The 13,623-nt window shown below is 65.2% G+C and carries 10 protein-coding genes; 2 read left to right on the forward strand and 8 right to left on the reverse strand.

Annotation, left to right across the window (positions count from 1 at the left end; all coding sequences use genetic code 11):
• Positions 1-777: 777 nt before the first annotated feature.
• The 3 genes from D3260_RS12390 to D3260_RS12405 all read right to left on the reverse strand — a co-directional run bounded on the left by D3260_RS12390 (position 778) and on the right by D3260_RS12405 (position 3,780).
• On the reverse strand, positions 778-1,644 hold the full coding sequence (locus D3260_RS12390; protein ID WP_120098919.1) for an MBL fold metallo-hydrolase: 867 nt from the start codon (positions 1,642-1,644) through the stop codon (positions 778-780).
• Positions 1,645-1,843: 199 nt separating this feature from the next.
• A complete protein-coding gene (ssb, locus tag D3260_RS12400; protein WP_120098921.1) occupies positions 1,844-2,368 on the reverse strand; it encodes a single-stranded DNA-binding protein in 525 nt (174 codons plus the stop codon).
• 32 nt (positions 2,369-2,400) lie between these two features.
• A complete protein-coding gene (locus D3260_RS12405) occupies positions 2,401-3,780 on the reverse strand; it encodes an MFS transporter (protein ID WP_120098922.1) in 1,380 nt (459 codons plus the stop codon).
• A 197-nt stretch (positions 3,781-3,977) separates the two neighbouring features.
• On the opposite strand from D3260_RS12405, the gene uvrA reads away from it, so the two are divergent.
• Complete coding sequence (gene uvrA, locus D3260_RS12410) at positions 3,978-6,932, forward strand: excinuclease ABC subunit UvrA (RefSeq protein ID WP_120098923.1); 2,955 nt, start codon at positions 3,978-3,980, stop codon at positions 6,930-6,932.
• 96 nt (positions 6,933-7,028) lie between these two features.
• Here the strand turns inward: uvrA and pgeF are convergent, their stop codons facing one another.
• A complete protein-coding gene (pgeF, locus tag D3260_RS12415; protein WP_120098924.1) occupies positions 7,029-7,778 on the reverse strand; it encodes a peptidoglycan editing factor PgeF in 750 nt (249 codons plus the stop codon).
• Positions 7,775-8,749 (reverse strand): 23S rRNA pseudouridine(1911/1915/1917) synthase RluD, encoded by a 975-nt coding sequence (rluD, locus tag D3260_RS12420; protein ID WP_120099002.1) that lies wholly within the window; start codon positions 8,747-8,749, stop codon positions 7,775-7,777. The genes pgeF and rluD overlap by 4 nt, the downstream gene beginning before the upstream one ends.
• A gap of 125 nt (positions 8,750-8,874) precedes the next feature.
• Here rluD and D3260_RS12425 point away from each other — a divergent pair, with 125 nt between their 5' ends.
• Positions 8,875-9,945: an outer membrane protein assembly factor BamD gene (locus D3260_RS12425; RefSeq protein ID WP_158583525.1), complete on the forward strand. Its 1,071-nt coding sequence runs from the start codon at positions 8,875-8,877 to the stop codon at positions 9,943-9,945.
• Positions 9,946-10,641: 696 nt separating this feature from the next.
• On the opposite strand, the gene D3260_RS12430 is transcribed toward D3260_RS12425, so the two are convergent.
• The 3 genes from D3260_RS12430 to D3260_RS12440 all read right to left on the reverse strand — a co-directional run bounded on the left by D3260_RS12430 (position 10,642) and on the right by D3260_RS12440 (position 13,396).
• Positions 10,642-12,258, reverse strand: coding sequence for an NAD+ synthase (locus D3260_RS12430; protein WP_120098926.1), 1,617 nt, complete (start codon positions 12,256-12,258; stop codon positions 10,642-10,644).
• Positions 12,259-12,269: 11 nt separating this feature from the next.
• Entirely contained in the window at positions 12,270-12,716 is a 447-nt protein-coding gene (locus D3260_RS12435) for a GFA family protein (protein WP_199671496.1), read from the reverse strand.
• Positions 12,717-12,973: 257 nt separating this feature from the next.
• On the reverse strand, positions 12,974-13,396 hold the full coding sequence (locus tag D3260_RS12440) for a GFA family protein (protein ID WP_158583526.1): 423 nt from the start codon (positions 13,394-13,396) through the stop codon (positions 12,974-12,976).
• Between the last annotated feature and the right edge of the window lie 227 nt (positions 13,397-13,623).

The raw sequence follows: 13,623 nt of genomic DNA on the forward strand, positions 1-13,623 counted from the left end.
CAGCACCGGTCAGGCGCTGGATATCCGCGCACAATGTCGCCGTTGCCGCCTCGCGATACGTCGCGTGGACTCAGAGCCCCGGCGCGGCGACCGGACCGCGTGGCAATCCGTCATGAAGGCTCGGTGCGGTGATGTCTGCGACCGACGATCGTTATTAACCCGGCATAAGAATAGATGATTTTTCGGGTTGACAACGCGCGTGTGCGACAGCACGCGCGCCACGGCCAACAGCCGTGACGCCATTGAAAATAAAAAGACGGACAAGTGCCGGCGTTTCTTTCGATGGCGTTGAAAACAGCTGACGTCGTCAGCTGTTCTGGTGCCGGATTCATAACAGGCCAACGCACCTTCTGACGACCGATCGCCCGGCCCGAGCGAGCCCGGCGATCGTTCGAAGGCCTGTCGGTGCCTTGTGGGAGGCTGCGCCAGGGCGGCGCACGGATCAATCCGCCAGGTTCTATCGCCTGACGACACGACCTACACCCCAGGGCGTGTTGATGTTTCTTGCGAATCCGCGCTAAGCGCGCCCTGAAATTGACGATGGGCGGCAAGACGAGGCGTCGTGCGCGCCGTGCCGTCATTCTGCACCCGCGGGCGACAACGCTGGATTGCCGTCGTGTTCTTGGTTTTGGGGCGCTTGTCCCTTCGGGTTGGGCCGCCCATGAAAAATCGACGATGGGCGCCCGGCGGCGTTGCGAGTCGCCGATCGTGGCACGCCACGATCGACAACTCGCGCCTTGCCGGACACGCTGCGGTCTCTCGACGAAAAGGCGGGCCCTAGAACCGATCGAGCGGTATCTTCAGGTAAGTGCTGCCGTTGTCCTCGGCCGGCGGCCGCTGCCCGCCGCGCAGGTTGATCTGCAACGCCGCGAGCATGCGGTCGGGTATGGGCAGCTCGGTATCCCGCGCCTGGCGCAACGCAACGTATTCCGCGGCATCGGCCACCTGCAGATGGGGATTGTGCGCCCGCTGCGCGGCCACGCTGGATTCCCAGGCCGGTGCTCGGCCGCCGGGCCGATAATCGTGGCCGGTAAACAGCCGGGTCTCGTCCGGCAACGCGAGAATCCGCTGGATCGTATCGTAGAGCGCGCGAGCGTCGGCCCCGGGGAAATCCGCGCGGGCAGTGCCGAAATCAGGCTGGAAGAGCGTGTCATGAACGAAGGCCGCGTCGCCGACGCGATACGTGATCGACGCCAGCGTATGGCCCGGCGAGAACATGACGTGCGCCGTCAGATGCCCGATCCGAAAGGTCTCGCCGTCCGCGAAGAGCCGGTCCCACTGACGCCCGTCGGCCGGTAGCGCATCTCCGAGATTGTAGATCGCCTGCCAGAGCTGCTGAACCGCGATCACCTCGGCGCCGATAGCCCGCGGCGCGCCGGTCATACGGCCGAGATAACCGGCCGCGGAGAAATGATCGGCATGGGGATGCGTATCCAGAACCCAGTCCACCCCCAGCTCCCGCCGTTCGATGAACGCCAGGATCTCGTCGGCGTGCCGGGTCGAGGTGCGCCCGCTGGCCGGGTCGTAATCCCAGACGGGATCGACGATCGCGCATCGAGCGCTGGCATTGTCGATCACCACGTACTGCACGCTGCCAGTGGGCTCGTGGTAGAAGCCCACGACTTCGGGTCGTTCGGATGGCATCAGGCGTTCATGAGTCGGCGGGCGCGCGTGCGGGCGGCTCGATCGTGCGATCGCCCGATCCGCATCGACAACAGCGCGGCCGGCACACGAACAGCCACCCCGATACGGCGGTCGGCTCGGCGCGGGATACCGAACAGACCCCGCGCCTGAACGGGCTCAGGCCGAATGCGTTCGCGCGTCCAACGCCGCATCGCGCCGATCAGAACGGAATATCGTCGTCCAGATCGTCGTCGAAGCTCGGCTCCCCGGCTGGCTGCGGCGACTGATATTGCGGCTGTCCGCCGCGCTGGTTGTTCCCGTTGCCACCGCCCTGCTGACCGCCGCCACTGCGCTGCTGGCCACCGCCGCCGAACGGTGCACTGCCGCCACCGCCCTGGCCGCCGCCACGCGAGTCCAGCATCTGCATTTCGTTGGCCACGATTTCGGTGGTGTAGCGATCCTGACCGTCCTGGCCCTGCCACTTGCGGGTCTGGATCCGACCTTCGACGTAAACCTTCGAGCCCTTGCGCAGATATTCGCCGGCCACTTCGGCAAGCCGCGCGAAGAACACGACGCGATGCCATTCGGTGCGCTCCTGTGTTTCGCCCGACGACTTGTCGCGCCACGTCTCGGACGTCGCGATATTGACGTTGGTGACCGCCGTGCCGCCGGCGGTATAGCGGGTTTCCGGGTCCGCGCCCAGATTCCCGACGATGATCGCTTTGTTGATGCCTCGGCTGGCCATGAAAAGACTCCGTGATCGGTTGCGCCCGGCGCCTACGCGGATTGCGCGGCGGCGTCGTGCGAGGGTCGGGCGAAACGGTTGAGCGCGTCCGGCGCCACCACTTTGCCATCGAATTTGATGTATGCCACCTCGTCGTCCGGGACCACGACGGCCTCGAACACACCGTCGACGGTCTCGATCTCGGCCGCGAGCCGGCGGGCTTCATCATCGCCGATCACGCCGACGTTGACCATGTGCGTCCGGGCAAAGCGCGGTTGCGGCATGCTGATCGCCACGATCAGCCAGACGGCACCGACCAGCGCACAGAAGCCGAACACGCCCGGCTCGCCGAGAAATCCGTAGGCCCAGCCGCCGACCGTGCCGCCGATGAAGATGCCCAGGAACTGCGATGAGGAATAAATGCCCATTGCCGTGCCCTTGGCATCGGCCGGCGCGACCTTGGAGATCAGCGACGGCAGACTCGCCTCCATGATGTTGAAGGCAGCGAAGAACAACGTCAGCAGCACCAGGATCTCGACGAGACTGTCGCGATAGACCGCGAACACGGCCGGCGTCAGGCAGAGCACCGCCACCGAGGCCACGAAGACCGGCTTCATCCGGCGCTTGGCTTCGGCCAGGATCACGGCCGGAATCATCAGCGCGACAGAGACCGCCAGCGTCGGCAGATAGATGATCCACTGCCAGTCCTGATGAATGCCGAGCACGCCGCGCAGCATGTTGGGCAGCGCGATGAAGCTGGCGGTGAGGATGGCGTGCAACGCGAAGATCGCGAAATCCAGGCGCAACAGCTCGCCGTCGGCCAACACCCGGCCGAACAGCGCCGGCACAGCCTGGGTGTCGCGATGTGAACGCACATTGCGCGGCGTCGGCGTGACCAGATAGAGCACCGCGATCCCGGCGATCGCCAACAGCGCGGTGAACCAGAAGATGCCAGGCACCCCGACCCACGCATTGAGCAGCGGCCCCGCCACCAGCGCCAGCGCGAAGGCCAGCCCGATCGTCAGGCCGATGGTGGCCATCGCCTTGGTACGCGACTCCTCATGGGTCAGATCCGCGTTGAGCGCGAGAATGGTCGAACCGACGGCTCCGGCGCCCTGCAGGATTCGCCCGAAGATGACGCCGTAAATCGTGGTCGAGAGCGCGGCCACGACGCTGCCCGCGGCGAAGATGAGCAGGCCCAGGGCGATCATGCGCTTGCGCCCGATCCGGTCCGAGGCGAAGCCGAACGGGATCTGCAGGATCGCCTGGGTGAGGCCGTAGGCGCCGAGCGCCAGCCCGACCGTGGTCGGCGTCGAGCCGGTCAGATTCTGTGCATAGAAGGTGAACACCGGGTAGATCATGAACAGACCCAGCATCCGTAACGAGAAAATACCCGCGAGCGAGAATGCCGCACGCGATTCGATTCGGTTCATGGCCGCCCCTCGATGACCCAGTGATCTTGCCGCACCGCACGGCTTGCGGCGTGTGCGGATCGGCCGAGGCGCGTCGTGGCAGCCGGCGCGTCCGGCGACAGGCGCGCAAGCCTATCACAGGCCCGGTGTATTCCCGGGCACGGCGCGGCTTGTAGCCAGCGCTATACTGTGTGGTTTATCCCTGCGCGAGCCATCGCATGGAAAGCCATATCCGCATCCGCGGCGCCCGGACCCATAACCTGGCCGATATCGATGTCGACCTGCCCCGCGATCAGCTGATCGTGATCACCGGGCTGTCGGGCTCCGGGAAATCGAGCCTGGCCTTCGACACGATCTATGCCGAGGGCCAGCGACGCTATGTCGAGTCCCTGTCGGCCTATGCGCGGCAGTTCCTGTCGATGATGGAAAAACCCGATCTGGATTCCATCGAGGGCCTGTCGCCGGCGATTTCGATCGAACAGAAATCGACCTCGCACAACCCGCGTTCCACGGTCGGCACCGTCACCGAGATCCACGATTACCTGCGCCTGCTGTTCGCCCGTGCGGGCACGCCCTACTGCCCGCATCACGACGAACCGCTGGCCGCACAGAGTGTTTCGGAGATGGTCGACCAGACGTTGACCAAGGAAGCCGAGTCGGCCTGGATGCTGCTGGCCCCGGTGATTCGTTCGCGCAAGGGCGAACATCGCGAGATCTTCGAACAGATGCGCGGCCAGGGCTTCGTGCGCATGCGTGTCGACGGCGAGATCGTCGAGCTCGACGACGGCGTCCCCGAGCTGGACCCGAAGAAGAAACACGATCTCGAAGTCGTGGTCGATCGCTTCAAGATTCGCGACGACATCCAGCAGCGTCTGGCCGAGTCCTTCGAGACCGCCCTGCGCCTGTCGGAGGGCATCGCCTGGATCATGCCCTGGCGGGGCGCATCCGAGCCGGAAGTGTTTTCCTCGCAGTTCGCCTGCCCGGTCTGTGGCTACGCCATCAACGACATGGAACCGCGCCTGTTCTCGTTCAACTCGCCGCACGGTGCCTGTACCACCTGCGACGGCCTGGGCTCGCAGAGCGTGTTCGACGTCGATCGGGTGATCACCGACGATACATTGAGCCTGGCCGGCGGCGCGGTACGCGGCTGGGATCGCCGCAACCCCTATTTCTTCGGCCTGATCGAATCGCTGGCCGAAACCTATGACTTCAACGTCGACACGCCCTGGGCCGAGCTGCCGGACGAGGCCCGGCAGGTCATCCTGCACGGCTCCGGTGGCAAGAAGATCGAATTCCGGTATACCAATGCCCGCGGCAACACTCGCCGTCGCAAGCACGCGTTCGAGGGCGTGCTCGACAACATGCAGCGTCGCTATGCCGAGACCGACTCGATGGCGGTCCGCGAGGAGCTGTCCAAGTACCTGTCCGACAAGGCCTGCCCGGCCTGTCACGGCACGCGTCTGAACGTGGCGGCCCGGCACGTGCGTGTCGCCGACCGGACGCTGCCGGACATCAACGCCGCGAGCATCGCCGATGCCTACGAGATCGCCGACACGCTCTCGATTCCCGGCCACCGCGCCGAGATCGCCGCGCCGATTCTCAAGGAGATCAACCAGCGGCTGAAATTCCTGCTGGATGTGGGGCTCGACTACCTCACCCTGTCGCGCTCGGCCGAGACCCTGTCCGGCGGCGAAGCCCAGCGCATCCGCCTGGCCAGCCAGATCGGCGCCGGGCTGGTGGGCGTGATGTATGTCCTGGACGAACCCTCGATCGGGCTCCACCAGCGCGACAATCGCCGCCTGCTCAACACGCTCGAGCGCCTGCGCGATCTCGGCAACACCGTGATCGTGGTCGAGCACGACGAGGATGCCATCCGCGAAGCCGATTATCTGGTCGACATGGGCCCCGGCGCCGGCGATCACGGCGGCCAACTCATCGCCCAGGGCACGGCCGACGAAGTCGCGGCCTGCGAGGCGTCGCTGACCGGCCAGTATCTGTCCGGCAAGGCCACGATCCCGGTGCCGGCCGAGCGCATCGCCTACGACACCGCGCGCCAGATCTCCATCCGCGGGGCCCGCGGCAACAATCTGCAGAACGTCGATGCCGCCTTTTCCATGGGGCAGTTGACCTGCATCACCGGGGTCTCGGGCTCGGGCAAGTCCACGCTGATCAACGAAACGCTGTTTCCGGCCGCCGCGCGCCAGGTCAATCGCGCAGTCGCCCGGGCCGCCCCGGTCACCGCCATCGACGGCCTGGAGCATCTCGACAAGGTCATCGATATCAACCAGGCCCCGATCGGGCGGACGCCGCGATCCAATCCGGCCACTTACACCGGGTTGTTCGGCACCATTCGCGAACTGTTCGCCAACACCCCGGAAGCACGGCAGCGCGGCTACAAGCCGGGGCGGTTCTCGTTCAACGTCAAGGGCGGCCGCTGCGAAACCTGTCAGGGCGATGGCGTGATCAAGGTGGAGATGCACTTCCTGCCGGACATCTACGTCACCTGCGAGACCTGTCACGGGGCGCGCTACAACCGCGAGACGCTGGAGGTCCATTACAAGGGCAAGACGATCGCTGACGTGCTGGACATGCGCGTCGAGGCCGCGCGCGAGTTCTTCTCCCCGGTGCCGAGCCTCAAACGCAAGCTCGACACGCTCATGGATGTCGGCCTGTCCTACGTCAAACTCGGCCAGAACGCGACCACCCTGTCCGGTGGCGAGGCCCAGCGCATCAAGCTGGCCCGTGAACTGTCCAAGCGCGATACCGGGCGCACGCTCTATCTGCTGGACGAGCCGACCACCGGTCTGCATTTCCACGACATCAAACAGCTGCTGGCCGTGCTGCTGCGTCTGCGCGAAGCCGGCAATGCCGTGGTCGTCATCGAGCACAATCTCGATGTGATCAAGACCGCGGACTGGCTGATCGATCTGGGCCCGGAAGGCGGCGCCGGAGGCGGCACCATCATCGCGACCGGCACGCCGGAGGACGTCGCGGCGATCGAGGCCTCGCACACGGGGCGTTTCCTCAAGCCGTTACTGGGCGAGAGCCGCCCGGGCACCGGGCACAACACCGCCGGCGACAAGCGCGATCTCGCCCTGCCGCCGAAAAAGGAAAAGAAGACCAAGAAGAGCGCATCGACAACATCCCGCAAGAAGAACACCACGAAGACGTGATGCGATAGCGGCCCGCGCGCTCGTCGATGATGGCGGGCGGGCCTCTTCATGCGGGGCCGAGTGCCATGGTCGCGCCGTCACGGGCGCGCCCCCCCTTCACACCTGAGCGGTCGACCAGACGAGCGTGGCCATCCGCCCGGTGAGCCCTTGGTCGCGGCGATGCGAGTAGAAGTCCGACGACTCGACGGTGCAGACATCCCCACCACTGACTTCATGCAGACCGGCCCGGCGCAATCGGGCACGTGCCAGGGCATGGATGTCGGCTCGGAACGTCCCGGGCCGACCGGTCTCGCGAAAGGCGACGTGATCGTCGCCGTGGGCATCGACGAAGGCCGCGCGGACCTCGGCGCCGACCTCGAAACGTCGCGGCCCGATCGCAGGGCCCAACCAGGCCAGCAGATCGCGCGGGTGGGCCGGCAACGCCTCGATTGTGGCTTCGAGCACCCCGGCGGCCAACCCGCGCCAGCCGGCATGCGCAGCCCCGAAGCATCGTCCGGCGCGGTCGCAGAACACGACCGGCAGGCAGTCCGCGGTGAGAATGGCAACCACGCGATCGGGCCGGGTGGCGATCGCGGCGTCGGCCTCGCCCGGGCACTGGGCATCCAGATCCACAACGGTGGTGCCGTGAACCTGGGTCAGCCAGACCGGCTCGGCGGGCAGATCGAGCGCGGCGACCAATGCCCGCCGGTTGGCCGTGACGGCAGCAGGCACATCATCGACGTGCATCCCCAGATTGAGCGTATCGAACGGCGGCGCGCTGACGCCACCGGTTCGTCGGGTCGTGCCGGCCCGCATATGCGGCGGCGCCGACCAGTTTGCGGCGACAAAGTCAGTGGCCGGGTTCATGGCGCATGATCCGCGGCATCGGCCGCCAGGGCGTCGAGCAGCGCCTGAAAATCCGCCGGGCGCGGGGCTTCCCAGGCCATGTCGTCCCCGGTGGTCGGATGCGTCAATCCCAGGCGGGCCGCATGCAGGGCCTGTCGCCGAAAACCACGCAGCACATCCACGAACGCCGGCGCGGAATCCTTGGGCAGCGCCAGGCGTCGGCCGTAGACCGGGTCGCCCAGCAGTGGATAGCGGATATGCGCCATATGCACACGGATCTGGTGCGTGCGACCGGTCTCGAGCTGGCAGCGTACGTGTGTATGGGCCCGATAGCGGGTGATCACGCGATAGTGGGTGACGGCATCCCGCCCTTCTTCGCGCACGGCCATCTTCTTGCGATCCATCGGATGCCGGTCGATGGGCGCATCGACATGACCGCCGGCCGTCATCACGCCGACCGAGACCGCCTCGTATTCGCGCTTGACGGTCCGTTCGGCCAGATCGGCGACGAGCTGCTTGTGCGCGGCAAACGTCCGCGCGACGACGAGGATGCCCGAGGTGTCCTTATCCAGCCGATGCACGATGCCGGCGCGCGGCAGTGCTGCCAGCGCCGGATCATGCGCAAGCAGCGCATTGGCGAGCGTACCGTCGGGGTTGCCCGCCCCCGGATGCATCACCAGCCCGGCCGGCTTGTCGAGCACGATGATATCGGCGTCCTCGTAAATGATGTTCAGCGCGATCGGCTCGGGGGCAAGCGTCTCGTCATGTGATGTCACGGGCACGCGCAGATGCACGAGCTCGCCGCCGGCCACCGCGGTCTTGGGCGCGGGCGAACCGTCGTCGACGGTCAGCGTGCCCTCGGTGAGCCATTGCTTGAGGCGCGACCGGGAATAATCGGGCAACAGGTCGGCCAGGGCCCGATCCAGCCGCTGCCCGGCGGCGCTCTCGGGCAGCCGAACGATGATCTCGTCGTCGGCGTTGTGATCCGACATCATCGTTTCGCCATCGTGAAGAGCGTCTTGCACGCCACGGTCGTATGACTCGCTGGAAACATCATAGGTATACTTTCGACTTGTTTTGCATATCAAAAGCGCGGATCAACGCGCTCGGGGCTTGCATGCGACAGATTGTTCTCGCGCTCGGCGTGGTAGCCACGCTGGTTCTGACCGGCTGTGCTTCTGACAAGGGCATCGACGAATCCGGCTACAGCAAGAAACCGCTTGTGGACCGCCAGGGCAAAAAGCTCAAGTCGGCGGATGCCAAGCGGATCTACGACTCGGCGCGTGACTATCTGATGCATGGCCAGCCCGGTCAGGCACTGCCATTGTACGCCGAGGTGACGGCACGTTTCCCGTTTTCGAAATACGCCCCGCAGTCGGAGCTGGAAACGGTGGCGGCCCATTACCAGACGACCGATTACGACCAGGCCGTGGATGCCGCGGACCGGTTCATCAAACAGCATCCGCGTAACCCGCATGTCGACTACGCGTACTACATGCGTGGGCTTTCCAACTACGCGCGCAACCAGCCGGGCCTGCTGCTGGCCAACCCCGACAAGCGCAACGTGGTGTATCTGAAGCAGGCGTTCAACGACTTCAGTCTGCTGGTCAAGAATTATCCGGACAGCGTTTACGCCAAGGACGCCCAGCTGCACATGATCGACATCCGCAACCGGGTCGCCGAGTTCGATCTGCGCATCGCAGAGTACTACCAGAAGCGCCGGGCTTATGTGGCTGCCGCACGCCGGGCCGAGGACATCGTGACCAATTACCAGGGCTCGACCGCCGTCCCGCGCGCGCTTGAGGTCATGGAAAGCGCGTATCTGAAGCTCGATCAGCCGGACCTGGCCGAGGATACGCACGCCCTGCTCCAGACCTCGTATCCGAACTATCTGTTGCACCGTGACGAGTTCTATCGTCAGCAGGCCGGCGACAAGCCGAATTACAAGCTGCCCGCGATCGACGCGCCGCCGGCACCCGGACAGCCAGTCTCCGATGACGACAGTGACGACGACACCGGCGCCAACAGCACGACCGATGCGGCCACGTCGTCCACGAGCCAGCCCGCCGGCAATCAGACGAGCCCGGCTTCGGGCTCGAGCGAGGACAGTGGCTGGTCGCTCGGCTCCGGCCGCATCGGCACGCATGATCCGCGCCGCCTGCCCGAGCACGACACCGACTCGCCTTAGGGCGTGTTGATGTTTCGTTCGAGCGCCTTTTCGTCGAGAGACCGCAGTGTGTCCGGCAAGGCGCGAGTTGTCGATCGTGGCCTGCCACGATCGGCGACTCGCAACGCCGCAGGGCGCGAGTGGCGGCCAGGCGGCGACAAGACAAGGCATCGTGAGCGCTTGGCGAGGCCCAGCCACGTGAGCGCGCGATAACGCTAGATTGTCGTCGCTTGGCCGCTGGCCCTTGGGGTTGCCCATCCCGTGACGACATGCCCCAGGGCGCGCGGTCGCACAAGACAAGAGCGGCCTTGCGTGATCGCCGCCGCGCGGCCCGTGATACCGGTTCGCGTTATCGCAACATCGCCCCGGCTTGTGGCGTGATTCGATTGGCTCGCCGGGCGTTCACGCGCGCCAACTCATGATTCTTCTTTCAACCGAAAGTCAGATGCGCCACGTCCCGGACCGCCGGCGACCGGTGGGTTATTAATCCGGCACCCAAACAGCTGACGACGTCAGCTGTTTTCAACGCCATCGAAAGAAACGCTGGCACTTGTCCGTCTTTTTATTTTCAATGGCTTCACGGCCGTTGGCCGTGGCGCGCGTGCTGTCGCACACGCGCGTTATCAACCCGAAGAATCATCTATTTTTATGCCGGGTTAATAACAGCTGTGATCGCGGCGAATTGGAACCCGCCGCGATCACATGCGGCCGACCGGCTCAGAGATCGCCGTAGACCGCCGTGATCGGATAGCGCCGATCCCGCCCGAACGCGCGATGCGTGATCTTCGGCCCCGGCGCGGCCTGGCGGCGCTTGTATTCGTTGCGTCGGATCAGGCCGGCGGCCTGTCGGACATCGGCTTCCGCGTAACCACGGGCGATGATGTCCTCGATCGAGGCATCGTCTTCGACATAGGCCTCGATAATCGGATCGAGCGTGTCGTACTCGGGCAGCGTATCGGTATCGGCCTGATCGTCGCGCAGCTCGGCCGACGGCGGCCGGGTGATCACACGCTCGGGAATAACTGCACCGCGGGTGTTGCGAAAACGGGCAAGCCGATAGACCCAGGTCTTGTAGACGTCCTTGAGCGGAGCGAAGCCACCACACATATCGCCATACAACGTGGCATAGCCGACCGCCATTTCCGACTTGTTGCCGGTGGCCAGCACGACATGGCCGAACTTGTTGGACAACGACATCAGCAGCGCGCCGCGAATTCGCGACTGCAGATTCTCCTCGGCGGTATCCGGCGCCCTGTCGCCGAACAGCGGCGACAGGGTCGACAGCATCGCCTCGAAGCTCGCCTCGATCGGCACCTCCTCGTAGCGTGCGCCCATGCGTTCAGCCTGATCGGCCGCATCGGTATTGCTGATATCGGCGGTATAACGCGACGGCAGCGAGATTGCCCAGACCCTCTCACCGCCGAGCGCATCGGCCGCTACAGCCAGGGCGAGCGCCGAGTCGATCCCGCCGGACAGACCGATCAACACACCGGGGAACCCGTTGCGATCGACATAGTCGCGCGTGGCCCGGACCAGGGCATCGTAGATCAGCGCTTCGGCCGAGGGCATCGGCGAGACGTCGCCGTCGACGGCACTGTCCTGCCAGGCCAGCGTGTAGACGCCGGCATCGAAGGCCGGCGCGCGGGCGCCGAGCGCTCCATCCATGCCGACGGCAAACGAGCGGCCGTCGAAGACCAGCTCGTCCTGGCCACCGACGCAGTTGATGTAGCAGACCGCCAGCCCATTGTCGCGCGCCCGCTGGCCGACCAGAGCCTCACGTTCGGCCTGCTTGTCGGCATGGAACGGCGAGGCATTGAGATTGACCAGAATCTCGGCACCGGCAGCAGCCGCCTGAGCGGCCGGCCCCTCTTCCCAGATGTCTTCGCAGATCGTCACGCCGATACGCCGACCGGCGTGCTCGAACACGCATGGCGCATCGCCCGGGCGATAGTGGCGACGCTCATCGAATACGCCGTAGTTGGGCAGGCACTGCTTGCGATAATGCGCGATGCGCTCGCCGTCGCGCAGAACGACTGCGGCGTTGTAGATGCTCTCTCCGACATATTCCGGATAGCCGATGACGGCCGTGATGCCGTGAATCTGCTCGGTCAGGGTCGCCAGCGCGGCATCGATCGCCGCCGGCAGGCCCTGCCGCAGCAGCAGATCGTCCGGCGGATAACCGATGAGCGCCAGCTCCGGCACCACCACCACGTCGGCGGCATCGCGATCACGGGCCGTCGCAGCGGCTTCAGTGATCTGTCGTGTGTTGCCCTCGATGTCGCCGACCCAGACATTGAGCTGGGCCATGGCGATCCGTAACGATGAGTCAGCCATGCGATGTTTCTTCAGACGTCGGTGGAATCGAGCTCGACGGCGTCGAGATCATCGGGATGCTTGGGCAACGCGTCGGCGATATCGACAACCCGTTGCGCATAGAACAGATGCACGCTCGGCTGGACGCGTTCCGGCAGGCTGTCCTCGTTGGCGGCCCGAAATCGTTCGTTGGGAATGACGATATGACCGCGGCGATTGCGGCCATGGACAAGCCGGCCGCAGTTGGAGCAATGATAGCGCCACATGCGGCGCCCGAACTGGCGATGCGCGATCAGATCCGCCCCGGTACCGACCCGACGCTTGATCGCCTCGCTGGGCCAGGCACTGGCGTTGAACAGATCGACGCCGTACATTTCGCGACAACTCTGGCAGTGACAGATGGCACTCAGCACTGGCGTGCCGTCCACGTCCAGCTGGATCGCGCCACAATCGCAGGTCAGATGAAAGGTCTGGGCCAATTGCCGCTCCGGCTCGAAAGCGCCCTATGATCGCACGGCGCGATGACCGATAAAACGATCCGGGCGCCCAAGGCCTGTTGCGGTTTCGTGCGAGTCCGCGCCAAGCGCGCCCTGAAACTGACGATGGGCGCCCTGCGGCGTTGCGAGTCTGGATCGTGGCACGCCACGATCGGCGACTCGCGCCTTGCAGGACACACTGCCGTGTCTCGACGAAAAGGCGCTCGAACGAAACATCAACAGGCCCCAGGCCACCTCGACTACATCCCGAGTGCTTCACCACCCATGGATTTCTCGAGATCGTCGTCCACATCGAGCACGCGCTCGCGATAGAACAGATGCAGCGACGGCGCGAGTGCAGCTGGCAGCTTGCCGCCGTTGGCCTTTCGGAACACCCCGTGCGGGATTACCGGAATCCCCGGGGCATGACGCCCGTACATGATCATGCCGCACTGTGGGCAGCCATAGCGCGTCATATCCTTGTCCGTCATCGTGTGCACGAAAAGCCGGGCTTCGTCGGGTAACTGGACGTCGTTGTCGTCCCAGCCCGTCGCCGACAGCACATCCACCGAATAGAGGGACCGGCAACTGCCGCAGTGGCAGTACAGCGACACCTTGGGCGTACCGGTCGCTGTCATGGTCACATGGCCACAGTCACAGCTCAGTTCGTATGTCTCGCTCATGGATCGAACGGTTACAAGTGATGAAAGCATCACAGCACGACCCGGCGATGTGATCCTATAACACGCCAGGGCCTGTTGAGGTTTCGTTCGAGTCCGCGCCAAGCGCGCCCTGAAACTGACGATGGGCGCCCTGCGGCGTTGCGAGTCTGGATCGTGGCACGCCACGATCGGCAACTCGCGCCTTGCCGGACACACGGCGGTCTCTCGACGAAAAGGCGCTCGAACGA

Origin of the sequence: Salinisphaera sp. Q1T1-3, assembly GCF_003602005.1 — a bacterium.
In the GTDB taxonomy this organism is placed as follows: domain Bacteria; phylum Pseudomonadota; class Gammaproteobacteria; order Nevskiales; family Salinisphaeraceae; genus Salinisphaera.

What these genes read in the sequence shown, in the direction of transcription:
- D3260_RS12390 (WP_120098919.1), bottom strand. Translation starts at nt 1,644, where the DNA reads ATGCCATCCGAACGACCCGAAGTCGTGGGCTTCTACCACGAGCCCACT.
- ssb (WP_120098921.1), bottom strand. Translation starts at nt 2,368, where the DNA reads ATGGCCAGCCGAGGCATCAACAAAGCGATCATCGTCGGGAATCTGGGC.
- D3260_RS12405 (WP_120098922.1), bottom strand. Translation starts at nt 3,780, where the DNA reads ATGAACCGAATCGAATCGCGTGCGGCATTCTCGCTCGCGGGTATTTTC.
- uvrA (WP_120098923.1), top strand. Translation starts at nt 3,978, where the DNA reads ATGGAAAGCCATATCCGCATCCGCGGCGCCCGGACCCATAACCTGGCC.
- pgeF (WP_120098924.1), bottom strand. Translation starts at nt 7,778, where the DNA reads ATGAACCCGGCCACTGACTTTGTCGCCGCAAACTGGTCGGCGCCGCCG.
- rluD (WP_120099002.1), bottom strand. Translation starts at nt 8,749, where the DNA reads ATGTCGGATCACAACGCCGACGACGAGATCATCGTTCGGCTGCCCGAG.
- D3260_RS12425 (WP_158583525.1), top strand. Translation starts at nt 8,875, where the DNA reads ATGCGACAGATTGTTCTCGCGCTCGGCGTGGTAGCCACGCTGGTTCTG.
- D3260_RS12430 (WP_120098926.1), bottom strand. Translation starts at nt 12,258, where the DNA reads ATGGCTGACTCATCGTTACGGATCGCCATGGCCCAGCTCAATGTCTGG.
- D3260_RS12440 (WP_158583526.1), bottom strand. Translation starts at nt 13,396, where the DNA reads ATGAGCGAGACATACGAACTGAGCTGTGACTGTGGCCATGTGACCATG.